The sequence below is a fragment of the Corynebacterium sp. HFH0082 genome, from assembly GCF_000411235.1.
Taxonomy (GTDB): domain Bacteria; phylum Actinomycetota; class Actinomycetes; order Mycobacteriales; family Mycobacteriaceae; genus Corynebacterium; species Corynebacterium jeikeium_D.
Map to the genome: position 1 here is coordinate 1,629,584 of NZ_KE150404.1, position 24,403 is coordinate 1,653,986.

A 24,403-nucleotide genomic window follows, 5' to 3' on the forward strand; every position below is an offset into this window, starting at 1 on the left:
TTACTTCAGCTCCTGCTTCAGAACGTCCATCTTGTCGATGTTCTTGGTCGGGTCATTCTTCTGCCAGTTACATGCGCAGACCTCTTCAGACTGAAGAGCGTCGAGAACACGCAGAACCTCGTCAACGTTACGACCGACAGCGTCCGGGGTAACGGAGACGAACTGAATGATGCCGTCCGGGTCAATGATGAAGGTTGCGCGGTCTGCAACACCGTCAGCGTTCTCGACGCCGAGTGCACGCATCAGGTCATGACGGATGTCGGAGAACATCGGGAACGGGATGTCCAGCAGTTCCTCGTGAGTTGCACGCCAGTTGAAGTGGGAGAACTCGTTGTCGCCAGAGCCACCGAGAATAACGGTGTCGCGGTCCTCGAATTCCTCGTTCAGCTTGCCGAATGCAGCAATCTCAGTCGGGCAGACAAAGGTGAAGTCCTTCGGGTAGAAGAAGACGACCTTCCACTTACCCTCGTAGGACTCATTGGTTACCTGCTCGAAGTAGTCATCCGGAGAAGAAGCGTTTGCATCACGCAGGTTGCCGCCCTTCAGAGCGGTCAGAGAAAACTCGGGGAACTTGTCGCCAACAGTCAAAATTGCCATGGAATCCTCCTGAATGTATTCCTTTTGGGGTCACACACCATTATGCCTATGGATCCCCGAACCGTCAAGAGGAAAAAGTTAATAAGCTCGTGTAGGCTTATAGGTATGCGTAATAGAGATTATCGGCCTACTTTGCCTCAGTTACGTGCCTTTGTCGCGATTGCCGATACCGGTCACTTCGGTCAAGCCGCTGCCCGCCTCGGCATTTCACAGCCCAGCCTGTCACAAGCGCTTTCTACCCTTGAGCAGGGACTGGGGGTGCAGCTTGTAGAGCGTTCGACTCGCCGAGTGCTGGTGACGCCACTCGGTCGCGGTCTGATTCCATATGCCCGCCAAGCATCTGAAATTGTTGACGAGATCGTTGCTCGCGCCTCTGGCCGTACAGATGATTTGTCCGGACCACTATCCATTGGTGTTATCCCTACGGTTGCTCCATACGTGCTGCCCAACTTCCTCCAGTTGGTTCGTGACGAGCTGCCAGATCTAAAGCCTAGGATCGTCGAAGAGCCGACCGAGCGTCTCATCGAATCACTTCGCTCCGGCACCATTGATGCAGCGATCATGGCACTGCCGTCTGATGTGCCTTCCTTTGAAGAGATTTACCTCTACGACGAGGAGTTCTACATCGTCGTGCCAGAGGATCATCCGCTGGCCGGTAAAGAAGACGTAAAGCTTGAGGCGATCAGGGACTTGGACTTGCTCCTGCTTGACGACGGTCATTGCCTGCGTGACCAGGTGTTGGATATTTGTCGCAAGGTCGATGCTGTTCACGGCGAGACCTCCGGCTTGGAAACACGGGCGGCTTCTCTATCGACCGTCGTGCAGTGTGTTGCCGGTGGGTTGGGGCAGTCGCTTGTACCGGAATCGGCTGTCAAGATTGAGGCCGACCGACCCGGCCTGGCTGTTGCGCGATTCGAAGGTCCGGCACGGCCGGGACGCACCATTGGGCTGGTTCACCGCGCATCATCGGTACGCGGCGGCGAGTTCAATCGAATTGCCGAACTGGTACGGCAAGCATACATAGACGCTGTTGCCTAAAGCTCTCTTGGCGCATGCCGCAGTAGCGTACGAAATAAGCAAAAACCGGGCTGGCAGTTCCAGCCCGGTTTTTCGCGTCTATCCCTGAATAATTCGCAGCGATGCCAACCTGACCTCGCCGTATTCATCAGATGCAGCCAAGTCAATATCCGCTTCAAAGCGCCAACCGTGGTCGCCCTCGGGATCATCGAGTATCTGAATCACGTGCCACAAGCCCTCACCAGCCTGGCGGTCAATCGAAATCATATCGCCACCGCGAGCCTTTGCATCGATGCCTAGGTCATCGTATTCATCGAAGTAGTCATCCATCGCGGCAGGCCAATCCGGTGCGTCGTCGAGGTAGTTGTCCAGGTCGGCCAGCTCCTCCTCCTTTTCAAAGGCAAAGAGCTGCACGTGGCGGAACATGAGATTGCGCACCATACGGGTGAATGCGCGTTCGTTGCCCGTAAGGGGCCGCGACTCGTCGGTGCCAAAAGCCGCTTCCTTGAGAGTTTCCTCGTCCAATGGCTTGTCCGGATCGGCCATCTGCGCCCATTCATCCACCAAGGAGTTATCCACCTGTACAACGAGCTCGCCGAGCCATTCCACAATGTCCCGGAGCTCCTCGTTAGCGGCTTCCGGTGGGAGAGTATGTCGCAAAGTGCGCCAGGCATCGGTGAGGTAGCGCAAGAAAATACCTTCGGAGCGGGCAATTCCATACTCAGATACCACGTCCGAGAAAGTCATGGCCTTTTCCACCATCTCGCGCACCACAGACTTGGGCGACAGCGAAAACTCACGCACCCACGGGTGGCCTTGAGCATAGGTGTCGAATGCACCCTCCAGCTCGTCGGCAAGCGGCATCGGCCATGTGATGTCTTCGACGATGTTCATACGTTCGGTGTAATCAACGCCTTCGGCCTTGAGCGCGGCGATCTCTTCACCGCGTGCCTTTTTCTGCTGCGCGATGAGCAGTGGGCGAGGGTCTTCCAGAATTGATTCAAACACACTGATGACATCGAGTGCGTAGTTCGGGCTGTCCTTATCCAACAGTTCGAGCGCGGCGATGGCGAAAGGCGACAGCGGCTGATTGAGCGCGAAGTCACGCTGCAGCTCCATTGTCAGCTCGGGGCGGCAGTCATCGCCCTCGCCATGCATGACGACGATTCCCGCGTTGACCAAACCGCGGTAGAGCTCAATTGCGGTCAGAATAGCCTCATTTTGCTGGTGGCGGGTGTCGTGATTGGTGCGCAGCAGATGACGCATGTGTTCGTAGGTATCGCCACCACGTGCAATGACGTTGAGCAACATACCGTTGGTAACTGCAAAGCGGCTGGTCAGCGGCTCCGGTGGCTGAGAAACGATTTTGTCGAAGGTCTTCTCCGACCATGTCACTTCGCCCTTGGGAACGGACTTCAGCCGCAACTTCTTCAGTTTGGCCTCATCCTGGCCGGCACGGCGCCGCAGCTTGGCGTTTTCGATTTCGTGTTCAGGTGCTTCGACAACTACGGTGCCCTCGGTGTCGTAGCCAGCACGGCCGGCGCGTCCAGCGATCTGGTGGAACTCGCGTGACTTGAGAATACGGCTACGACGGCCATCGAACTTGGCCAAACCGGTAATCAGCACCGTGCGAATAGGCACGTTAATGCCGACGCCGAGGGTATCCGTGCCACAGATGACCTTCAGCAGACCAGTCTGAGAGAGACGCTCAACCAAACGACGGTACTTCGGCAGCATTCCCGCATGGTGGACGCCAATGCCCTGGCGCACCAACTTGGAAAGAACTCGACCAAAGGCCGTGGTAAACCGGAAATCGCCAATCTCTTCGCGAATCCGCTCCTTCTCCTCCTTCGTCAGCAGCTTCAGACCGGTCAGTGCCTGAGCCTGTTCAGCTGCTTGGCGCTGGGAGAAAAAGACGATGTAGATTGGGGCTTTGCCGGATTCCAGCAACTCCGCCAGCGTGTCATGAACTGGTGTGTAGACATAGTGGAAATCCAGCGGTACCGGGCGCGTCGTACCTGTAACGAGGTTGACGTCGAGTCCCGTGCGTTCCTTCAAATCCGTCTCAAACTTTTGAGTATCGCCGAGAGTGGCGGACATCAACAGGAATTGGCAACGGGAAAGCTCGAGCAAGGGCACTTGCCATGCCCACCCGCGATCGGGATCCGCATAGAAGTGGAATTCATCCATTACCACCTGGTCAATATCGGCGTCGGCCCCGTCGCGCAGGGCGATATTGGCGACAATTTCCGCAGTTGCGCAGATGATGGGTGCACCACCGTTGACGGTGGCATCGCCGGTCATCATACCGACGTTCTCAGCGCCAAAGACCTCGCAGAGGGCAAAGAACTTCTCGCTGACCAAGGCCTTAATAGGCGCTGTGTAAAAGCTGCGCTGGCCACGAGCGAGGGCGCAGAAGTGGGCAGCAATAGCCACCATGGACTTGCCCGAACCTGTCGGAGTGGCAAGGATGACGTGGTCGCCACCAGCGAGACCAATAGCGGCCTCCTCCTGGGCCGGGTAGAGCGTGATGCCCTGATCCCTGGTCCAGGCAATGAACGAGTCCATAATCGCATCGTCGAAAAGGGACTCTGGAACCTCAGCTAGGTCGGGAAGCATTTCAGATAGTGACACGCTTCCCACCCTAGCGGTAACCCCGGATTAGAAGCGGAACCAGGGCTTCCAGCCGCGCCGACGGCGAGGTTGTTCCGGTTCACCGGATTCTTCGCTTTCCGCCTGCTCTTCCCGAGGCTGTTCTGACTCAGGCTGTTCGGCAGTGCCGTCTGCAGAAAACTCCGCAGACCTATCATCCGCCGAGGCCGACTCGGATTCTTCCGAGTGTGCGTCAGTGTCCTCTGATGTAGTTGCCGAGGAATCCGAGCTGGCCGGGGTCTCCGCCTCGTCGTCAAGCGAGGAAGAATCCTCTACTGGGCGCAGCGGTTGAGAAGCGAGGAACCTTTCGAACTCAGCGCCAATCTCGTCGGCCGAAGGCATCTCGCCGTTAGGTCCAAGCAGGGGAGAAGTCTCCAGCTCTTGACGACGTTGAACTTCCTGGTCGTACTGTTCCTCGAGAAGATTGACCAGCTGAGAGACCTCGCCGGAATCATTCGTCTGCGTATTGAGCAGCTCCGCCACCCGCGCGGATTCCTTCTCCAACGCCTCAAGCGGGAGCTCGAGCTTGGCTAGTTTTGCTACCTCCTGCAACAGCCGCAGTGACGCCAGCGGATACTCAGAGGCCGCGACATAGTGTGGCACCTGTGCGGTGAAACCAAAGGCATCACAACCGCGGCTTGCGAGCTCGTACTCAATGTTCAGGCTCGCAGCACCCGGAACTGTGACGCGGTTTCCCCAGGTATGCATATCACCGAGTTTCCGCTTATCTGTGCCATGGGCGATGATGCCCAGTGGTCGGGTGTGCGGAACCGTCATCGGAGCCGAGTACAGCGACACAGTCCGACCGACATCGTAGCGCTCCGCCAACTCTGCAACGGCAGTCGAGAAAGCCTCCCACCGCATGTCTGGCTCAGGGCCAGAAAGCAGCAAGAACGGCTTACCGACGTTGTCGCGAACCACATTGAGTGACAGGTTCAAATCGGATACATCCACAATCTGGTCGTGGTTCATCGTCACAGAGGGACGGCGAGAACGATAATCAATCAGCTCGTCGATAGAAAAGTTCACCAATGGACGGTGCTCGAGAGCATCCAAGAGGAAACTAGCTGATTCCGAGACGGCATTACCGGCATCCGCATAACCGCTAAGTGCAATGACCAGGGTCAGATGGCCCTCGCTTCCCGTTACGTCAGGAACCGGAAAAACTACCTCGTACATATTGCCCTGAGGCTTGTCGGTCGGATCACTCACGTACGACTACCTCCTGCATCACATTTTTCGTCATTTGAAGTAAACAACCACGATACCGCAGAAACTATTCCAGTTATCCACAAGTAGAAAGTAGTCCACAGATGGGCCGATTTTTCCGGTCGCGCACAAGCAAGGCTGTTGCGGATTCGATAACAATGAGAGCCACCAGATGGCGAGAGGATTGTCCGCTGTCGAGCTATTCCAATGGGGGAAAAGGGGTAAGGAATTAATGGGAAACAAACAGAACTTCGGTGCAGGACAAAAGCCTGAAATTGAGCCGAGTGTTTTTCTGACGAACCTGCCGGGAATCGTTGGATTCTATCCGCGGGGGCAGGTAGTGATTGCGGCGTTGTATCGTCAGCAGGTCGAAGATCTCATCGATGGCAAGGTCGAGTTTGATCCGACAGCGCATGCTGGCCCGATGCTGATTAAGGATGTGGCCTCGATGGAGAACAATCCTGACTTGGTGCGGGCAGCCGCGGACTTCCTGCTCGATGAAGGATGCACTCACGCAGATGTGTTTATCATCGACGAATCCTGGGGGATTGAAAAGGACTCCACACCTATTACAGGCTGGCTGCGAGAAGGCGGCCTGCATGAGGTGCGTTTGGCGGGCGTTGCCACTATTGCTGCGGGGGAAGTTGTCACGGACGAGCAGGGAGAGATCGTCGGCATTGTCGGTGACAGTCTGATGACCGACAATGCAAATCTGATCTCCCGGCAGGGAGAGCAGATTTTCAAAAACTATGAGGAGTACCGCAGCTATTTTCGAGGTGGCCAATTCCACGACAGTAAAGACAGGGCTCTGATTGAACGCCTCCGGGAACGAGCGACAGCCGTTGAGCAGCCGAGGAAGCTCAAAATTGGTTCGGACAATCCCGCGCTCATCGAGCATTTCGACATGCTAAAAGCCGCCGTGGAAAACGTGGCCGATGGTGTGATGGATGCACATGAGGCGGTTCGCGATGAAACCGCGGGATATGCCATTGCTGCAGCACTGACCAACGTCACCTTGCGCGATATGTCCATGATTTTCATTACTACGCAGTTGGCGCAATCAATGGGAGAAATCTGGCGCGAGGCCGCAATCGTCCACCGCGGCAGCCTGCGTGCTAACGCTTTAGCGTGTTTTGCCATCGCAAAGTTCGCGGCTGGGCTGGAGAACTATGCGCAAACAGCTCTCGATGAGGCAGCGGGGGAGCAACCGAATCATTCACTGACTCAGTTGCTGGAAATTGCGGTCGCCAATCAAATTGTGCCGAGGTGCGTTGGCACAATTCTTGGTGCGGCACAAGAGGTGCTGCGCAGGGTATACAAGGTGAAAATGCCGCGTATTGATTAGCGACCCTGCAAGCTGTGCTGCAGTACCTAGCGGTGCGCCGAGTGGGCTCGGTCGCCGAGGTTCTTGGTGTACTCCCATGCATCGGCGACGATGGTTTCCAGCTCCGTATGATTGGGCTTCCATCCGAGCTCGTCCATGGCGCGCTGAGAAGAGGCAATAAGGGTTGCCGGATCACCGGCTCTACGCGGTGCATCCTCAGCAGGAATCGGGTGACCGGTGACCTTACGGCAGGTCTCAATAACCTGGCGAACCGAAAAGCCGTCGCCAGAACCGAGGTTGAAGATACGGTGGGTTCCCGGCGTGTTGGACTCCAGTGCCAAGACGTGCGCATCGGCGAGGTCTTTGATGTGGATGTAGTCACGAACCGCGGTGCCGTCCGGAGTCGGCCAGTCATTGCCAAAGACCATAATCTTGTCGCGGTGACCGAGCGCAACCTGCAGTACCAGGGGGATGAGGTGAGTTTCCACCTCACGGTTTTCGCCAAAACCGCCCCAGGCACCCGCCACATTGAAGTAACGCAAGCTGGTAGCGCCGATGTTGTATGCCTTGGCGTAAGACGAGATGGCGTAGTCCATGGCCAGCTTGGTGGCACCGTAAGGGTTGGTCGGTGCGGTTGGCATGTCTTCGGTAATTGGTGTCTTCTCTGGCTCACCGTAGGTTGCAGCTGTCGAAGAGAACACCAGGTTATTCGTACCGGTATCACGCATTGCGTCGAGTAGCTTCAGGGTTTGGCCCACATTGTTGTGCCAGTAGTCGGAAGGAACCTCAACAGACTCGCCAACAAGCGATTTCGCAGCGAAATGAACGACGCCGTCGAAGCTGTCGGAGGACAGAACCTCGTAGGCCTTGTCCGCCACATCGCCTTCGACTAGGGTCGCGCCCTCTGGCACCGCATCACGGTTGCCAACAGAGAAGTTGTCCAGAATGGTGACGTCGTGGCCAAGAGAAATCAATACTGCCGAGCACACGCTACCGACGTAGCCGGCACCACCAGTGACGAGGAGTTTCATTTGATAATCACCATGATTGCGTGAGACAGAGTATCCGGAATGTCAAGAGAATGATCACCACGGGCGAGAGTCACGCGGCCGGCGGCAACCTCGGCAAGTGCCTCAGTACCCGGCATAATTCCAGCCTTGTGGAGACGCTTCATGTAGCTCTGCTCGACCTGCAGGATTTCGTTAATCTGGACGATCTCAACGGTGTACTCGCCGGGGTTTAGATCGGACAGTCGGCGAACGTTCTCTAACGACTCTGGTGACTGAGTCCCACCGAGGTCTCCCAAACCGGGAATCGGATTGCCGAATGGGGAGCGTGTGTAAGAGTCAAGCACGTCGAGAAGTTTGCGCTCGACCTCGTCACTCATTACGTGCTCCCAGCGGCAGGCTTCGTCGTGAACCTTGTCCCATTCGAGGCCAATGACATCCGTAAGTAGGCGCTCAGCTAGGCGGTGCTTACGCATGACAGCCGTGGCCAGCCTGCGGCCCTCGTCGGAAAGCTGCAAGCTGCGATCTGGGGCAACTACGAGAAGGCCATCGCGCTCCATGCGCGCAACGGTTTGGCTAACGGTCGGCCCCGACTGCTCAAGGCGTTCGGCAATGCGAGCACGCAAAGGAATGATGCCCTCTTCTTCGAGTTCGAAAATCGTACGTAAGTACATTTCCGTGGTGTCAACCAAATCCCTCACGGTTTTCCTCCGATAACACAGTCTTAAAAGTTTTCACTCAAGTATTAGGATAACCACACTTGCGCAAGAAAGATGTTAGGGCTCGCAAATCTAGTGGCTTTGGTGCTGATTAGGCAGCGAAAAGCTTGGTTCGGTGGGCGCTGCTGAGACGGAAGGGAGCGTACGCGATGTCGAAAGTTCGACGTGCAGACGAAAACGCCGACCGCCAGTGTGGATGAAACTCCGGCACGGGGTCGGCATTGAAGTCCAGCTCTATCTCAGGGCTGAAATTAGGAACCCTATCGATGTCACCGCCATGTGGCGTTAGTTTGCGTACTCACGCAGCTTGTCAGCACGGTCACCCTCGCGGAGCTTGGACATAACTTCCCGCTCAATCTGGCGGACGCGCTCTCGAGACAGGCCAAAGTGGCGGCCAATCTGATCCAGCGTGCGGGGCAGGCCATCGTCGAGACCGTAGCGGAGCTTAATAACTTCCTGCTCTCGAATCTCGAGAGTGGACAGAACCTTGCGGACATCGTGGTGACGCAGGGAAGCGACAACTGCCTCCTCGGCATCAGTTGCCTCTGAGTCCTCGATGAAGTCTCCCAGAGGAGCTTCCTCATCAGTGCCCACCGGCATGTCCAAGCTCACCGGGTCGCGGGACTGACGCAGCAGCATCTCAATCTTGGCTTCTGGAATGCCGGATTCCTCTGCCAATTCCTCATTCGTAGCCTCACGGCCGAGTTGCTGGTAGAGCTCACGCTTGATACGAGAAATCTTGTTGACCTGCTCAACCAAATGAACAGGGAGGCGAATGGTGCGCGACTGATCAGCCATACCGCGGGTAATAGCTTGGCGAATCCACCACGTTGCGTAAGTGGAGAACTTGAAACCCTTGGTGTAGTCGAACTTTTCCATGGCGCGGATGAGGCCCAAGTTGCCCTCCTGGATTAGATCCAGCAGAGGCATACCGCGGTTGGTGTAGCGCTTCGCCAGCGAGACCACAAGACGGAGATTGGCTTCGAGTAGGTGGGCGCGTGCAGCCTTACCTTCCTTTGCCAAAATCTTGACATCACGCTTCTTTGCGCGGGTCATTTTCGCGCCGGTCTGCAGCAAATGCTCGGCGTATACACCGGCTTCAATGCGCTTAGAAAGTTCCACCTCTTCTTCAGCGCTGAGAAGAGCAGTCTTTCCGATGCCGTTCAAATACACACGAACCAAATCGGCGGACGGATTGGAGTTATTGCCAGTGCGGCGCCCCTTGTCCCGTGGCTGACCTTCCAGTTCGTCATTTTGAATATCGGCACTCTTCATGAATCTGCCTCCTGGATTTTTAAGTGGACTCGATAACTACAACGCACGGAGTTACGGAAATGTTCCCGTGAAAGTTGATGAATGTCAATAGGGTAATTTTGCCATGCAAATATAATGTTAAGAAAAACTGCCGCGACTAGCATTCTATGAGAACTGTAAAGGGTCCATCATTGACGGATGCGACCTCCATCATCGCTCCAAATTGTCCCGTTTCGACCGTCAAGCCACGATTGCGCAAGTTCTCGACAATTTTTTCTATGACGGGTCCGGCCTCTGGGCCCGGAGCCGCGTCTACCCACGACGGCCGCCGTCCCTTCTTTGTCGCCCCCATCAACGTGAATTGGCTAACAACGAGCACCGGGGCGCCAGCGTCGACAGCGCTGAGCTCGCCATCCAGAATGCGCAGCTCCGCAATCTTGCGGGCCATCGTTTCCCAAGCATCGGCAGTGTCCTCGCGGCCAACACCTACGAGCGCCAAAATGGCGCCGGTATCGCCTCCGTCAACGTGGCCAACAACGGAGCCGTCGACAGTGACTGACGCGGATTTAACTCGGGTGAGAACGGCTTTCATTTACTGTTTATCCTCCAAGAGCTCGGCGGGGAGAATCAGACCATGGCGAACCAAGTCAACGACGATGGGAACTAGGGCGTCCTTGATTGCAGGGACTTCGGACTCATCAAAGGCTCCAAACATTGCCATGATGTCGATGACGGAGCCCAGGGCAGCTTCGGGATGCAGTGCACCCAGGATGGTTGCGACGGACTCATCGATTGAGTGTGTCCAGGCGGGGCCGTCGGTGCGTGAGATGCGCGTATCGAACTCAGTGAAGCCCTGGCCGCTGTCGACGTCGGCAAGCGAAACGCGTTCTAAGGCGACGCCGGGTCGCACAGTAAAGGCAGCTTCGAGGATGGTGTTAGCAGTTTGTGCGCGAAGCCATTCGGCGCGGCCGAGATACTCCTGGGCTTCGGCGCCGAAGGGAGCGGCCAAAGGCTGCGGCATTTCTTCGCACACGGCGGAAGTCGGGCCGGCAATGCGTTGGACTGTGATGTAGCCGAACCCGATGCCTGTCACGCCGCTGTTGCGGAAGTGCTCCAGCCAGGCACGGGAGCGCTCGCAGCCTTCTGGGCTGCGGGGGTCGATGGACTCGTCTCGAAGCCAGGTGCCGATGTATTCCGCCGGCGTGGCGACATCTCGTTGTGTTACCCACACTTCGAGGCCTTCAGCAGGGAGCCAAGAGGCGATGCGCTGTTGCCAACTTTCGCCTTCGATATGGGCCCAAGCACCGAGCAGATGCGCCGTGCCGCCGTCGGTGAGATGGTCGGCCAGACCGCGGATCATAAGTTCGGTGGCACCGTCCAGATTCAATCCTGAGTCACGGTAAACATGTTCCACACTTGGCAGCCCTACGACGAACGGCGGGTTCGCCACAATGCGGTCAAACTTCTTGCCTGCAACCGGTTCAAACCACGAACCTTCGACGGCCTGCGCCTGGTCGAAGCCATTTGCGGCGAAAGTAGCGCGGGCAAAAAACAGCGCCCGGGGGTGAATGTCCGTCGCGACAATCGACTTTGCATCCGGCTGGGCAAGACTCTGGACGCCACAACCGGCACCGAGGTCGAGTACGGATTCCACCGCCGAGGTCGGCGAAATATCGAGGAGGGAGCGGGAAGCCCGCCCTACGCCCAAGACATGATCGGGTCCAGGAACGTGATCGCTCATAGAGGCATCGCGGTCGGAAAAGACAATACGGTCGACTCCCGCAATCTCGACCGGGCGCACATCGATACACACCTGTGCGTTGGTGGCGGTGCCGGCAAGTATGCCGCTGCCCAGTAACTTGGCTGTCAGCTCAGCCCCAAATAGCTGCTGTGCGTCGGCGAAATCGCCCAGGATGAAAAGACGCAACGCGGTCACAGTGTCCGCAGAAACGCCCTCAGTTTCGGTAAGTAGAACATCGACAACGCCGGGCTCACCGCGGTCCAGCGCGGCCAGTCCCTCGGCGCCTAGGACTCGACGCAGTGACTCACTGGAAAACTCAAGGCGCCTGAGCGCGGTGGCAAATTCCTCCGCACAGTCGACAAAATCACGAAGCTGCTGATCAGTCGGTGGGGTGAAGGTGGAGGGGGAAAAGGTCATCGTAGGCACTACCTTCGTCGTAAAGCGGGGCGGAGGGGCTAGTTAGGGGAGCTTGACGACGAATCGTCGTCTTCCGGCATATCGATGACATTTGCGTCATCGAAGGGATTTGAGGTGGTCTCGTTACCGGACTGCGTCGGTGCGTCGGTGTCTTCGGTACTGGCGGCAGAACCGAGCGCGCGCATCTCTGCTTCCTTGAGGGCGCGCTGGCGTTGCTGCTCCTCCCATTTGCGGTTTTGCTCGCGTACAACTCCAGGCTTGTAGACGCGCGGCTTACGCTTGTCAGCGGGTTCTCCAACGCCATTGGCGATGACAACCGCGATCCACGGCATGGGTACGGAGACGACCATGAGAATCGCTGCAATCCACGGCACATCCCACCACAGATAAAAAGCGCCGGAAAGAAGCAGCAGCGGAATGCGAGACCATTGCAGAGCCGCGTAGACGTGGCGGCGGTGGTCATAGTTGCGAATCCGAGAGCCGCGGGCGTCGGTAATCAACGCCGCGTCTTTCTTGCGTCGCCGGGAACTTCCGCGTTTCGGCAGCGCGGAGTCGCGACGGTCATTGATTCGCGCCATGGTTGTCTAGCATACGCCTGTGGCGTGGGGTCGTCTCAACTAGCTATGTCCGTTGCAGCCGCATGCTCGCGTAGTCGTAGCGATGTTGTGGATGGCTGTGGAAGGCAGCAGTCAGCAGCGGCCAGCACCTGGGTCACTGGGCATAATTTGACCGATGGGGCACAATTGGAATCTGTGAGCACTCCATTGAAGACGACAAAGACGATTGAACGCACCGATACCCGCGTCGATGAGTCGACGAGGGACGATACCCCGAAGTTCTTCCATTACGTCAAGAAGGACCAGATCGTGAACTCCGCGGTCAACGGCTCCTACGTCGTTGCTCTGTGCGGTGAAACCTTCCCTGTGAAGAAGTCAGCGAAGCCGGGTTCACCGGTATGCCCTGACTGCGAGCGGATTTACAAATCCCTGCGTCGCAAGTGAGCGGGCTTCGTAAATGGCAGCAGGAGGCTCTCGACAAATACCTGGCGACTAACCCCAAGGACTTCCTTGCAGTGGCGACACCGGGCGCAGGTAAGACGACCTTCGCCCTGCGTATCGCCAGTGAGTTGCTGTCGCGCCGGATTGTCGAGCGCATCATCGTCGTAGTTCCCACTGAACACCTGAAAGTGCAGTGGGCTGCTTCTGCTGCTCGTTCGGGGATTGCGTTGGATCCCAAATTCTCTAACGCCAAGGGTGTGGTAAACCCCTCCTACCAGGGAATTGTTGTGACCTACGCCCAAGTCGCAGTGCATCCGTTTAAGCACCATGCCGTAGCCACCGCTCGGCCGACATTGGTGATTCTGGACGAGGTGCACCACGGCGGCGATGCCAAGAGCTGGGGCGACGGTATTTCCGAAGCTTACGGCGATGTCGAACGCCGCCTGTGCCTAACTGGTACGCCGTTCCGCTCCGATGACGCGGCGATTCCGTTTGTTCGCTACTCGCCGGACGGCGATGGTTACTCGCGTTCCGTCGCCGATTACACGTACGGCTATTCCAATGCGCTTGCCGACGGCGTCGTGCGCCCAGTGGTCTTTTTGGCTTATTCCGGTGAAGCTCGCTGGCGTGATAGCGCGGGTGATGAGTTCGCTGCGCGACTGGGCACCGTGATGAGCCCAGAGGAGACCACGCGTGCTTGGCGCACCGCGCTTGACCCAAAGGGCGAGTGGATGCCATCTGTGCTGCGGGCAGCGCACACCCGGCTCTCGCAGATGAGGCAGCATATCCCGGACGCGGGTGGCCTAGTTATCGCCTCCGATGCGGCAACTGCCCGTGCGTACAAACGCATTCTCGAGCAGATTGCCTCTACGCCGGTGGCGTTAGTGCTCTCGGATGAACCGGGCTCGTCGGAACGAATCAAGACTTTCTCCGAGTCCACCGATGAGTGGATGGTAGCCGTGCGCATGGTCTCCGAAGGTGTGGACGTGCCGAGGCTGGCGGTCGGCGTGTACGCGACCAGTTCCTCGACTCCACTATTCTTCGCGCAGGCTATCGGACGATTCGTGCGAAGCCGCATGCCGGGGGAGACTGCTTCCGTCTTCTTGCCGTCGATTCCGGTGCTGCTCGACTTGGCCTCGCAGATGGAGGTGCAGCGCAACCACGTGCTCGGCAAGCCGGATCGGCCTTCGGAAGGCTGGGAAGATGACTTGGTCGCTGAGGCCAATCGTCGCAAGGATGAGCCCGACGAATTGCTGCCGGCCTACGAATCCATTGGCGCGGATGCTGAACTCGACTACCTCATCTACGACGGCTCCTCCTACGGCACCGCAACCGTTGCCGGTTCCGCCGAAGAGGCCGATTACCTGGGTTTGCCAGGGCTTCTCGACGCCGATCAGATGCGACTCTTGCTGCGTCAGCGGCAGGATGAACAGCTTAAAGCCGCCAGTGCCCGAGAGAAGGAAGCCCGCGAGGAGGCGAGGGAATCGTCGTCAAGCGGGGGCGAAGGGGGCGCGGTGCACCGGATTGAAGGATCGGCGTACCCAAGGCCGCAGAAGGTGGCTAGTGAGGTGTTGCCGAAGTTGCGGAAGGAGCTCAATACGTTGGTGTCGATGACAGCGGCGCGAACCGGTAAGCCACATGGTCAAGTGCATAACGAGGTTCGGCGCGCCTGTGGTGGTCCGCCGACTGCGCTATGTACGGAGGAACAGTTGCGTGATCGCATCAGCTACCTGCGTAATTGGTAGGGTTTCAAACGAACTGAGCAATCTATGGTGGAGAGAAGAATGTCGGCAAGCAGTGATAAGTCGAGGCCGTCGGAATTGACCGGCGGTGGTTTGTCGGCTGTACCAGGCAATGACGGTCGGACTATTGGCGTGCTGGCACTGATCTTTGGCGTCGGCGGACTCTTGATGTCCTGGATGATTGTTGGTGGCATCCTCGGGGTCTTTGGCATTGTTCTGGGCATTATCGCGATGGCGAAGGCAATGAGTGCTAAGAAGCGCGTGCAGGCAGCTGGGGGAGACGCGGTCATCAGCGGTTCGTTCGGATTGGGCGTGGTCGGCATTGTGACGGGTATTGCAGCCGCCGTGGTGTCGCTGATGCTGTATTCGTCGACATCAGATGCGATGTCGAAGTGCGAGAAGTTCGAGCGCACCTCTGGAGAGTATGCCGAGTGCATCTCTAAGCAGATGGGTACTGATCAGCCAAAGAAGCAATCGGAGTGAGTTCGGAAGCGACATCAATGGCGGTCTTACTTTGTGCCCGGAGTTTTCGGTCAACGCCAGATACGCAATCAGGAAATGAGCTAACCCCGTAATCCACCCCCGAAGCCCAACTGCCTGCAGTTTCGGCCGGGGGTTTCTTAGTGAAATCTCATATTTGGCCGAGTGTTGGTAATGATATTGGTGTCAGAAAGTACCCACATTTGGCATCCCCTACATGCGGTAAACGTTTGAACATGCGTGCAATACAGGATGTCTGCTGATTATTAAATAGGAGCGTGAATCGTGGCAGCGACATCTACGCGCGACAACTCCCCGGAACTGTCACCTGGCCAACAAGACCGTGGATACCTCAGCCGAGAGCTTTTCCGTAAGCGCACCGGTCTAGGACTCGGTATCATCCTGGCCCTGCTCGTGTACTTCTTTATGCCGGCTGAGCTCGATCACAACCTGCGTGCAACCGCAGGTGTAGCAGTGCTTATGGCCGTGTGGTGGATGTCCGAGGCTATCCCGATTGCCGTTACGGCTCTGCTGCCGCTGGCTCTATTCCCGATTCTCAACCTCGCGGAGATTAAGGATTTCTCGGGCAAGTACACAGACCCGACCATCTTCCTCTTTATGGGCGGCTTCCTGTTGGCGCTGGCGATGCAGCGTTGGAACCTCCACAAGCGCGTCGCATTGTGGGTTCTGGTGCTCATGGGGTCGTCACCAAAGATGCTGATTCTCGGCTTCATGGTGGCTACTGGCTTCCTGTCGATGTGGGTCTCCAACACGGCCACGGCCGTGATGATGCTGCCAATCGGTGTGTCCGTCCTGAGCCTCATTGTCCGAATGCTGCACGATGAAAAGGTTCCTGCAGAGGATACGGGCTCTGCGAGTGAATCCGTCGCTGAAACCCCCGGTGGGGATGCGCTGGAGGAGGCCGAGGAGTCGTCGTCAAGCTATGACCCGATGCCAAAGTCAAACTTCGGTATCGCGCTGATGCTGGGTATCGCTTACGCGGCATCGATTGGCTCGCTGGGCACGATTATTGGTACTCCGCCGAACGCGATGCTGGCGGCCTACATGGCGGAGCAGGGTGTCAACATTGGGTTCGGCCAGTGGATGCTGCTGGGTGTCCCGGTGGCGGTTGTGCTCATGCTCTGTGCATGGTTTTTGCTGACAAATGCTCTGTTTAAGCCGGAGATTACGCATATTCCAGGTGGGCGCGAACTCATGCGTGACGAGTTGAAGCGCCTTGGCCGTATGTCGACTGGAGAGCGCCGAGTGCTCCTGGTGTTTATCGCGGCGGCACTGGCGTGGGTCTTTGTTCCGGTGCTGCTGCCCGACACCAAGATTGCCGATGCGGTTATCGCAATGACCGTGGGTATTGCGTTGTTCCTTATTCCGGGTGGCCCTAATGGCGTGAAGCTCATGCGCTGGGAAAATGCGTTGGAGCTGCCGTGGGGTGTGCTGCTGCTGTTCGGTGGTGGCCTGGCGCTGTCCTCACAGTTCGGTGCCTCTGGGCTGTCGGACTGGATTGGCGAGCAGCTGTCTACTCTCGGCTGGATGCCAGTGGCTGCACTCGTGGTTGTCGTCGGCGCCGTTGTGCTGTTCCTGACCGAGTTCACCTCTAACACCGCGACGGCCGCGACCTTCCTGCCGCTGGTTGGTGCGATGGCAATCGGTCTGGGCCACGACCAGATGATCTTCGCAGTTCCAGTTGCACTGGCAGCTACTTCGGCATTCATGATGCCGGTTGCAACACCGCCGAACGCCATCGCCTACGGCTCCGGCTACGTCAGCATGGACAACATGGTCAAGGCCGGTGTCTGGCTGAACGTCGTCGCACTGATCGTGATTTCTGTGGCATCGCTGACGCTCCTGCAGTGGGTATTCGGCGTCGTGTACTAGCTGGGTAGGTAGTAGCCCGTAGTGGATGGTGGGGCAGTGCGCTGAACCGCCACCGGGCTTCTCCGCCTAGCGTTGCTTAGATGCCCGTTCGCCCCGTTCCACTTTGGTGGTTCGGGGCTTTTGGCTGCAAATGTGAAACTGCGTGAGTTTATGACACTTTCAGGCCATTTTTCAGGTCATTTTTGACATAAACGCAGTCAGTAACTCACTAGCGCTGACACCAAAAGAAAAACCGGGCCCGAATAAGGTGTGAAACCTCATTCAAGCCCGATTCTCTGGGGCTAGCTGTTAGCCCCTGAACAACTTCAGGTTAAAGCTTTACTCCAAGTAGTCGCGCAGAACCTGCGAACGCGATGGGTGACGCAGCTTGGACATCGTCTTGGACTCGATCTGACGGATGCGCTCGCGTGTCACACCGTAGACCTGGCCAATCTCGTCAAGCGTACGCGGCATGCCGTCGGTAAGGCCGAAGCGCAGGCGGACGACACCGGCTTCACGTTCGGAGAGAGTCTCCAGAACGTCGCCAAGCTGGTCCTGGAGGAGCGTGAAGCTGACGGCGTCCACAGCGATGACTGCCTCTGAGTCCTCAATGAAGTCACCGAGCTGGGAGTCGCCCTCGTCACCGATGGTCTGGTCCAGCGAAATGGGTTCACGAGCGTACTGCTGAATCTCGAGAACCTTTTCCTCGGTGATGTCCATCTCCTTAGCGAGCTCTTCCGGAGTGGGCTCGCGGCCCAAATCCTGGAGCAACTCGCGCTGGATACGGCCGAGCTTATTAATGACCTCAACCATGTGAACCGGAATACGAATGGTTCGAGCCTGGTCGGCCATTGCACGAGTAATTGCCTGGCGAATCCACCAGGTTGCGTACGTGGAGAACTTGTAGCCCTTGGTGTAGTCGAACTTCTCGACGGCGCGAATCAGGCCGAGGTTGCCCTCCTGAATCAAGTCGAGGAAAGCCATGCCACGGCCGGTGTAGCGCTTTGCCAGGGACACCACAAGACGGAGGTTGGCTTCGAGCAGGTGATTCTTGGCGCGCTGACCGTCACGAGAAATCTCGCGCAAGTCGCGCTTCTGAGCGTAAGCGATGCGCTCGCCGGCTTCCTTGGCCTCGTCAATCTTGTACTGCGCGTACAGACCGGCCTCGATGCGCTTTGCCAGACTGACTTCTTCCTCGGCAGTCAGCAGCGCGACCTTACCAATCTGCTTGAGGTAGGCGCGGACAGAGTCGGCGGAGGCGGTGAGGGCAGCATCTTTGCGGGCCTGACGCAGACGAGCGGACTCGTCCTCGTTCCAGACCTCGTCGCCCTCGTCCTCTTCATCCTCGTCTTCGTCTTCGTCCTCGTCGTCCTCTTCTTCATCATCGTCGAGGTCGTCGTCTTCGAGGTCGTCATCATCCAGATCGTCGTGAAGATCATCGTCTTCGAGATCATCATCCAGATCCGGGTCGTAGTCCTGCTCCTGCTCCAAGTCGTGGTCGAGTTCCTCGTCCTCGAGCTCTTCGTTCTCAGTTGCGTCGAGAGCCTGCGCGTCCTTCGCCTTCGCTGCAGCAGCCTTGGCCGCGGTGGCCTTCGCAGCCGTTGTCCGCTTAGTTGCCTTCTTGGCGGCGGCCTTACGCGTGGTCTTCTTAGCGACGGACTTCTTGGCCGCCTTCTTCACGGTCTTCTTGGCCGCTGCCTTCTTAGCGGTCGTCTTCTTCGCCGCAGTTTTGGTAGCAGCCGTCTTTTTGGCAGCAGTTTTCTTCGCGGCAGTCTTCTTTGCCACGGTCTTCTTCACTGCCTTCTTGATGGCCTTCTTTACAGCCTTCTTTGCAGGAGTAGCTGAACCGGTGCCACTCCCGGTGGATTGGTCCTGAGCTTGCCCCAGTTCGTTGCCTGCCACGAACGCCCTTTCACGATGTACGTTGTGTGCGCCGCCAAAGCCGCCGCCAGCTTCTCTCGGTCGAAGAGAAGCTCAACGCGCCAGTGGTGCGCCTTTACTTCGTCTATAGCCAACTAGCCGAATGGAAAACATTCAGAGCTGACCTTTTCGTGCCACGGTCATCAGTGTTGCTTTCTGGCTCCTAGCGAAGAAGTAATCGGTGAAAATCCTCATCGAAGCAGTGCGCTGGAATTCGATTTTCCCAATCCTCCTCGAGCCTGTTGATTATTCAACCTTGCCGTGAGTCAACTTCTTATTGTAAACCAATTCTTAAAATCGCCGCCACGGGGCATGGCTTCAAGCACGTGTCACGCCCGACACGTAGCTACCAATCCCCATATAAGAAATGAAAGTGGTTAAGGGTAAAGTCCCTGGTCAGCTGCAAAGGCGGCGCCAGCAATACCCGCATTATTATCCAAACTTGCGGGGACAACTGGAGTCTTACATGTCAACAGCGGAATCCACTTTTCGTGTTCGCGACTGATTCCGCCGCCGACGATGATCCGTGACGGCCAAAACAGCGCCTCGTAGGTCTTAAGCACCTTGCTCACGCGCTCAGCCCACTCTTCGAAGCCGAGCCCCTCCACATCCTTAACTCTCGCGGATGCAAAGTGTTCGGCCTCCATGCCATCAATGATGAGGTGGCCTAACTCCGAATTGGGGTAGAGCAGTCCGTCATGAATAAGCGCGGAGCCGATGCCTGTACCAAAAGTTAGCAACAACACGGCGCCTGTCTTATTGCCCGGATCGCCAAACTGGACTTCAGCGAGGCCGGCAGCGTCAGCGTCGTTAAGCACGTGCGCCTTGTTGTTGGGCAGGTATTTAGCGAAGAGCTCTTGGCAGTTCGTATTAACCCAAGAACCGTCAATATTGGCGGCCAGCAAGGCAATCTGATTCTGTACGACGGACGGAATCGTGATGCCGACATCGGAATCCCACTTCGCAATGTCCACAATTTCTGCAATGGTCTCCGCAACCGCTTCCGGAGTTGCCGGCTGTGGCGTGAAAATTTTAATGCGGTCGCCAATAAGCTGCCCAGTTTCAAGGTCTACGCGGCCACCCTTGATTCCAGAGCCTCCCACGTCGATGCCAAATCCAATTCGTTGTCCCATAGCTCAAATTGTACGAAACAGACACAATGGGGGCATGAGCAATAACTCGCATGGCACCGAACAACTCGCTAACAGCGCGGATAATAGGGGGTCTGCTGCACCGAATAGCCCCGGGTCCGTGCGGCCCAGCGTCGGGGAATTGCGTGACCGCGCGGTACTTATCGCCCGCGCAGCCGCGGCGCACATCGCCAGTCGTCGGGTCGAACTCGGCTCCGATGGCGTTTTAGCAAGTTCCGAAACGAAGTCCTCAGCTGTTGACCCCGTCACCGTCGTCGACCGTGAATCTGAGGAGCTCATTCGTTCGCTTATCAAGACGTTTAGCAGCTCTGACCGCATTTTGGGCGAAGAAGGCGGGCTTGACGACGGCGCGAGTTCCCCAGCGCAGGCTGCCAACGAGGGCGAAGCGGTGACCTGGATTGTAGACCCCATTGATGGCACGGTGAATTTCCTTTACGGCCTGCCCAATTGTGCCGTGAGTATCGCTTGCGCCGTAGGCGATGAGGTAGTGGCGGGTGCAGTGGCAAATGCGTCCTCGGGAGAGATTTACAGTGCAGCTAAGGGAGAGGGCGCTCAGGTTTCTCGACGGGACGGCACTGTGCAGACGCTTAGTTGTTCCCCAACGGCCGAGCTGGAAAAGACACTTGTGGCAACGGGATTCAGCTATTCCGCTAGTCTCCGGCAGGTGCAGGGCCGGATAGCGTCGCAGTTGCTGGGGGAGTGTCGAGATATTCGGCGCATGGGATCGGCGGCGCTGGATTTGTGCATGGTGGCGCACGGCCGTGTTGATGCGTATTACGAACACGACATCAAGGTTTGGGATTATGCAGCTGGTGCTCTGATTGCGGCTGAAGCAGGCGCAAGGATTAGGGTCCCGGAATTCACTCAGTGTGCCAACGTTACTGGCCGGCCGGAGGGAGACCCGCTCGACTTTGGTGTCGGTGCGGCGAACTCTGAAGTTGCCGATGCGTTCTTCGAGGCATTGGATGGTGCTATCGCGAAGGCTAGGAATTAGTGCGTCGGTCTAGGAGCAGGTGCTCGAGCCTAACGAGCTCAAACCCTCTAGGTCGGCTTGTTCGCCACGGTTCAATGCGGACATCGTTTCCTCAACCTGGCTGGCTACTTCGAGATCCTTAAACCCCTTACCCAACGACACATCGACGGTTGCATCCGGCCGACCATCGTGGATGAGCTCAAAGCAGGGGAAAAGAGCGTGAAGCGCCGCGGCGTGGCCATTGAAGTCCTCGCCATAACGCAGCTGGCCGAAGCAACCGAGGTCTTGGTTTTCCACAATAGGGTCGTTGCCGTAGGGAACCTGCTCATCGAGGACAAAATCGAGCTGCCGCAATTGCTCGGCGACGGTTGTAGCCTGGCCGACTTTGCCGTTGGCATTATAAACGCGCACATGAACATCCGACGGTGGAACGACGTGCTCTCCGATTAGCGTGGTGGAGGAAACAGGGGCCCCAGCCGCGGGGAGGGAACAGGACACCGGATAACTTGCCGGTTGGCTGCGGAATGCCAATACCCACAACGTAGCGGCAATCACTACAGCAACGACGGAAACCACCACGTAGGGAACAATTTTTCGTCGATGTGATGTGCTCGAAGTGCTCGCGGGGCCTGAACTCATAGCCATCATGTTATCCTCTCCTCGGCTTATGGGCATAGAAACCTATTCTGACCTGCAGAGATGACAGATTGCGTGAATTGCCTTAATATCCGCTGAGAAAGGCGCTGGAGAGTACAGGGTGTCAATCGTCTCAACGCGTTGTATTCTCCGAGAAAAAGTCAGTTCACAATGTCTAGCAAAGGTCCAGAAAGAAGGTTTGGGACATGGCTGTAAACTACGATGCCCCGCGTACTCGTGAAACCGAAGAGCTGGAGACCGATTCCCTCGAGGGCCTTCAGGCTGCATCTGCTGAGAAGGAAATCGACGACACTGACGACGGCGAAATTGTTGAGCCGTTCGAGTTGCCGGTTGCCGACATCGCGGGTGAAGAATTCGATATGGATGTTGCCCCGAAGGGGGAGGATGAATTCACCTGTGGCTCCTGCTTCATGGTGATGCACCGCTCAATGATCGCAATCGATAACGGCGATGGATTCCCCATCTGTCAGGACTGTGCCTAATCCCCGCACAGCCGGGATAGCTTCCTAGGAAAAAGGAAAACCGCCACTACCACGGTTCTGGCGGCGCTGGGGCCGTCGGCAAGCGTGTAGCGGCGGTGAGAGATTTGACCTAGCGGTCGAAGAGACTGTCAAGCAGTGCCTCGGGGTGGCGGGTGGAGACCAGCCAATAGGGGGTGGGGTCGTCCGGATCGTCGAGGACTAGCAGCACCATCGTGGGAATCCACGTGTGTGTAACCAGGAACGCTGCTGGATCGAGCTGACGGCCCAACGCATTGCGCTGCGCGGACTTCGGGACCACCAGGGATTTGGCAACAACCGTTGCTGGCAAAACTGCCGTGCCAGCGTGAAGCCAGCGTTCACCAGTGCTGTCCACTTCCACGGACACCGTGGTCTTCGACATAGTCAACAGCACCCACACGCCCACGGCCAGACAAATAATGCCGCCGATGACAAGCCAAAACGGTGAACGGTTAAAGCCAATCTGGGCCGTGCATACAAAAACGGCAGCAGCGCCGAGTACCCAGAACCACCAGGGAACCCAGAGCTTTTCGGAATAGACAATCGATGAATCTCCGCTCGAGCTCATTGCTATTGCCGCACCTTCAGAGACGGATGCTGAGCTGTCGTCGCGACGAGGCTGCAGGTTATCTTTTCCACTCACGGTTATCCATTCTAGGGCACGGCTATGCTCGGTACTGACAAGGCCGAAGTGCGGTTCTTAAAAGACGCGACAGCGAAGGATATACAAAGAGATGACTTATGCCCCGGTGCAAGTGAAAAAGCTCGCTAAAGACGCTGTGATTCCCCAGCGTGCGCATGCCGATGATGCCGGTGTGGATTTGAGCTCAGTGGAGGATGTCATCCTAGCACCAGGGCAGCGGGCGCTCGTGGGAACCGGTATTGCCATTGCTTTGCCGGCGGGCACAGTGGGATTGGTTCATCCTCGCTCCGGATTGGCTTTCAAAAAGGGGCTGTCCATCGTCAACGCTCCCGGCACGATTGATGCCGGTTACCGTGGTGAGCTTAAAGTCTGCCTGATCAACTTGGACCCGACCAATGCGGTGGAGATCGCCAAGGGCGATCGAATTGCCCAATTGGTTGTGCAGAAGGTCGAGCTCAGCCCGCTGGTGGAAGTCGATGAGCTCGATGAAACTGAACGCGGCGTGGGAGGTCACGGGTCAACCGGAGTGTCCACGACGCTTTAAAACGCCTCTGACAGCGCGGGGACCCTACCAAGTGTGGTTCAATGCGTGAAGAGCTCAATAAAGCGTTTACAAAAGCGTATACAAAGATTTCTTTTTAGCGAGGTGTCAATAAACCACCATGTGGCCATTTGGAAAGAAGAACCAGCCAGAAGAACCAGCTGCTGAGGCAGAGACCGTTGCCACCGACTCTGCGGCGCCAGCTTCTGAGGAGGCTACCGCAACCGTGCATGACGACGCGTCGGAAACCGCCGCGGAGAACGCACCAGCAAACGGCCCCTTCGATATCAACAGCGCTAGCCCGACGCAGTTTGGTTTTTCGGACTTCGCGAAGGCCAGCCTGAACCTCGGTTCGATGCTGCTGCCTATTCCTCACGTTGGTGATATTCAGGTGGAGATGGGGCCGACAGGTCCAACCATGCTGCACGTCGCCACTGAGCATGGCCGCGTAACTCCTGTAGCATTCGCTGCTCCGACGTCGGGTGGCCTCTGGGAGGAGTCCGCTCAGGAAATCAAGGACGGTCTTGAGTCCGATGGCCTCGATGTCCATGTCGAGCAGGGGCCGTGGGGTTCTGAGGTCGTAGGTCGCACCTCCGATATGGAAATGCGAATCATCGGCGCCGACGGCCCGCGTTGGATGCTTCGCATGACGGCCTCCGGTCCGGCTGATCGGGCGGAGGAACTTGCGAATCTCGCCCGCGGTCTCCTTGCCCGTAGCTTCGTCTCTCGCGGTGAGAACCCGATGCCAGCAGGTCAGCCGCTTCCGGTTACGCTGCCGTCCCAGATGGCCGAGCAGATTCGTCAGGCATACCAGCAGCAGACCCAGGCTGCTCAAGCTGAAGGTGAACCTGGACAGGTGCCAGGCGCTACTGGTATCAACCCGGATGGTTCCACCAATTAGTTTGGTTAACCCGCCAGCAGAGAGAGGCTAGCTGCTTGACAAGGTAGAAGAGGATCTGCAGGTGCCACTGTGCACTGCCCGCCGCCGT

Annotated in this window: 23 protein-coding genes; 10 read left to right on the forward strand and 13 right to left on the reverse strand. The window is 57.3% G+C overall.

Translation table 11 applies throughout. The features are described from left to right. Nucleotides 1-597 carry a peroxiredoxin gene (locus HMPREF1206_RS07010; protein WP_016422637.1) on the reverse strand — a complete coding sequence of 199 codons (597 nt, stop codon included), beginning with the start codon at nucleotides 595-597 and terminating at the stop codon, nucleotides 1-3. Between the two features lie 105 nt (nucleotides 598-702). Here HMPREF1206_RS07010 and HMPREF1206_RS07015 point away from each other — a divergent pair, with 105 nt between their 5' ends. Then, complete coding sequence (locus HMPREF1206_RS07015) at nucleotides 703-1,635, forward strand: hydrogen peroxide-inducible genes activator (RefSeq protein WP_016422638.1); 933 nt, start codon at nucleotides 703-705, stop codon at nucleotides 1,633-1,635. Nucleotides 1,636-1,713: 78 nt separating this feature from the next. Here HMPREF1206_RS07015 and HMPREF1206_RS07020 read toward each other — a convergent pair whose 3' ends face one another. Beyond that, nucleotides 1,714-4,233, reverse strand: coding sequence for an RNA helicase (locus HMPREF1206_RS07020; protein WP_105563753.1), 2,520 nt, complete (start codon nucleotides 4,231-4,233; stop codon nucleotides 1,714-1,716). A 42-nt stretch (nucleotides 4,234-4,275) separates the two neighbouring features. Then, nucleotides 4,276-5,478 (reverse strand): PAC2 family protein, encoded by a 1,203-nt coding sequence (locus HMPREF1206_RS07025; RefSeq protein WP_016422640.1) that lies wholly within the window; start codon nucleotides 5,476-5,478, stop codon nucleotides 4,276-4,278. A 229-nt stretch (nucleotides 5,479-5,707) separates the two neighbouring features. Between HMPREF1206_RS07025 and HMPREF1206_RS07030 the strand changes: the two genes are divergently transcribed. After that, on the forward strand, nucleotides 5,708-6,820 hold the full coding sequence (locus HMPREF1206_RS07030; protein ID WP_105563755.1) for a DUF4192 domain-containing protein: 1,113 nt from the start codon (nucleotides 5,708-5,710) through the stop codon (nucleotides 6,818-6,820). Nucleotides 6,821-6,846: 26 nt separating this feature from the next. On the opposite strand, the gene galE is transcribed toward HMPREF1206_RS07030, so the two are convergent. From galE to HMPREF1206_RS07060, 6 genes are all read right to left on the reverse strand, one after another. Next, nucleotides 6,847-7,830 (reverse strand): UDP-glucose 4-epimerase GalE, encoded by a 984-nt coding sequence (gene galE / locus HMPREF1206_RS07035; protein WP_016422642.1) that lies wholly within the window; start codon nucleotides 7,828-7,830, stop codon nucleotides 6,847-6,849. Continuing rightward, entirely contained in the window at nucleotides 7,827-8,507 is a 681-nt protein-coding gene (locus tag HMPREF1206_RS07040) for a metal-dependent transcriptional regulator (RefSeq protein WP_016422643.1), read from the reverse strand. Before HMPREF1206_RS07040 ends, galE begins: the two co-directional genes overlap by 4 nt. Before the next feature lie 303 nt (nucleotides 8,508-8,810). Continuing rightward, nucleotides 8,811-9,800 (reverse strand): sigma-70 family RNA polymerase sigma factor, encoded by a 990-nt coding sequence (locus HMPREF1206_RS07045; protein WP_016422644.1) that lies wholly within the window; start codon nucleotides 9,798-9,800, stop codon nucleotides 8,811-8,813. A 136-nt stretch (nucleotides 9,801-9,936) separates the two neighbouring features. Next, nucleotides 9,937-10,371 (reverse strand): D-aminoacyl-tRNA deacylase, encoded by a 435-nt coding sequence (gene dtd, locus HMPREF1206_RS07050; RefSeq protein ID WP_016422645.1) that lies wholly within the window; start codon nucleotides 10,369-10,371, stop codon nucleotides 9,937-9,939. Then, the gene (locus tag HMPREF1206_RS07055; protein WP_016422646.1) at nucleotides 10,372-11,937 is read right to left on the reverse strand and encodes a methyltransferase; all 1,566 of its coding nucleotides are present in this window, start codon (nucleotides 11,935-11,937) and stop codon (nucleotides 10,372-10,374) included. Nucleotides 11,938-11,975: 38 nt separating this feature from the next. Then, complete coding sequence (locus HMPREF1206_RS07060; protein ID WP_016422647.1) at nucleotides 11,976-12,515, reverse strand: DUF3099 domain-containing protein; 540 nt, start codon at nucleotides 12,513-12,515, stop codon at nucleotides 11,976-11,978. Between the two features lie 174 nt (nucleotides 12,516-12,689). Between HMPREF1206_RS07060 and HMPREF1206_RS07065 the strand changes: the two genes are divergently transcribed. The 4 genes from HMPREF1206_RS07065 (at nucleotide 12,690) to HMPREF1206_RS07080 (ending at nucleotide 17,050) form a co-directional block, all read left to right on the forward strand. Then, nucleotides 12,690-12,938 carry a DUF3039 domain-containing protein gene (locus HMPREF1206_RS07065; protein WP_005509477.1) on the forward strand — a complete coding sequence of 83 codons (249 nt, stop codon included), beginning with the start codon at nucleotides 12,690-12,692 and terminating at the stop codon, nucleotides 12,936-12,938. Next, complete coding sequence (locus tag HMPREF1206_RS07070) at nucleotides 12,935-14,680, forward strand: DEAD/DEAH box helicase (RefSeq protein WP_016422648.1); 1,746 nt, start codon at nucleotides 12,935-12,937, stop codon at nucleotides 14,678-14,680. Before HMPREF1206_RS07065 ends, HMPREF1206_RS07070 begins: the two co-directional genes overlap by 4 nt. 39 nt (nucleotides 14,681-14,719) lie before the next feature. Next, nucleotides 14,720-15,160: a hypothetical protein gene (locus HMPREF1206_RS07075; RefSeq protein WP_016422649.1), complete on the forward strand. Its 441-nt coding sequence runs from the start codon at nucleotides 14,720-14,722 to the stop codon at nucleotides 15,158-15,160. A 282-nt stretch (nucleotides 15,161-15,442) separates the two neighbouring features. Next, nucleotides 15,443-17,050: a DASS family sodium-coupled anion symporter gene (locus HMPREF1206_RS07080; protein WP_016422650.1), complete on the forward strand. Its 1,608-nt coding sequence runs from the start codon at nucleotides 15,443-15,445 to the stop codon at nucleotides 17,048-17,050. A 318-nt stretch (nucleotides 17,051-17,368) separates the two neighbouring features. On the opposite strand, the gene HMPREF1206_RS07085 is transcribed toward HMPREF1206_RS07080, so the two are convergent. Beyond that, entirely contained in the window at nucleotides 17,369-18,931 is a 1,563-nt protein-coding gene (locus HMPREF1206_RS07085; RefSeq protein ID WP_016422651.1) for an RNA polymerase sigma factor, read from the reverse strand. Between the two features lie 395 nt (nucleotides 18,932-19,326). Next, nucleotides 19,327-20,082: a polyphosphate--glucose phosphotransferase gene (ppgK, locus tag HMPREF1206_RS07090; protein ID WP_042388657.1), complete on the reverse strand. Its 756-nt coding sequence runs from the start codon at nucleotides 20,080-20,082 to the stop codon at nucleotides 19,327-19,329. Nucleotides 20,083-20,116: 34 nt separating this feature from the next. Between ppgK and HMPREF1206_RS07095 the strand changes: the two genes are divergently transcribed. Further along, complete coding sequence (locus tag HMPREF1206_RS07095) at nucleotides 20,117-21,094, forward strand: inositol monophosphatase family protein (protein WP_016422653.1); 978 nt, start codon at nucleotides 20,117-20,119, stop codon at nucleotides 21,092-21,094. A 9-nt stretch (nucleotides 21,095-21,103) separates the two neighbouring features. On the opposite strand, the gene HMPREF1206_RS10980 is transcribed toward HMPREF1206_RS07095, so the two are convergent. Then, nucleotides 21,104-21,712 (reverse strand): LytR C-terminal domain-containing protein, encoded by a 609-nt coding sequence (locus HMPREF1206_RS10980; protein ID WP_160310020.1) that lies wholly within the window; start codon nucleotides 21,710-21,712, stop codon nucleotides 21,104-21,106. 203 nt (nucleotides 21,713-21,915) lie between these two features. Between HMPREF1206_RS10980 and HMPREF1206_RS07105 the strand changes: the two genes are divergently transcribed. Continuing rightward, a complete protein-coding gene (locus tag HMPREF1206_RS07105; RefSeq protein WP_016422655.1) occupies nucleotides 21,916-22,212 on the forward strand; it encodes a DUF4193 family protein in 297 nt (98 codons plus the stop codon). A 109-nt stretch (nucleotides 22,213-22,321) separates the two neighbouring features. Here the strand turns inward: HMPREF1206_RS07105 and HMPREF1206_RS07110 are convergent, their stop codons facing one another. Then, nucleotides 22,322-22,798 carry a DUF3093 domain-containing protein gene (locus tag HMPREF1206_RS07110; RefSeq protein WP_016422656.1) on the reverse strand — a complete coding sequence of 159 codons (477 nt, stop codon included), beginning with the start codon at nucleotides 22,796-22,798 and terminating at the stop codon, nucleotides 22,322-22,324. 166 nt (nucleotides 22,799-22,964) lie between these two features. Here HMPREF1206_RS07110 and dut point away from each other — a divergent pair, with 166 nt between their 5' ends. Together dut and HMPREF1206_RS07120 are read left to right on the forward strand one after the other, a co-directional pair. Next, complete coding sequence (gene dut, locus HMPREF1206_RS07115) at nucleotides 22,965-23,417, forward strand: dUTP diphosphatase (RefSeq protein ID WP_016422657.1); 453 nt, start codon at nucleotides 22,965-22,967, stop codon at nucleotides 23,415-23,417. Nucleotides 23,418-23,535: 118 nt separating this feature from the next. Then, nucleotides 23,536-24,315: a DUF3710 domain-containing protein gene (locus tag HMPREF1206_RS07120; protein ID WP_016422658.1), complete on the forward strand. Its 780-nt coding sequence runs from the start codon at nucleotides 23,536-23,538 to the stop codon at nucleotides 24,313-24,315. The last annotated feature ends 88 nt before the right edge of the window (nucleotides 24,316-24,403 follow it).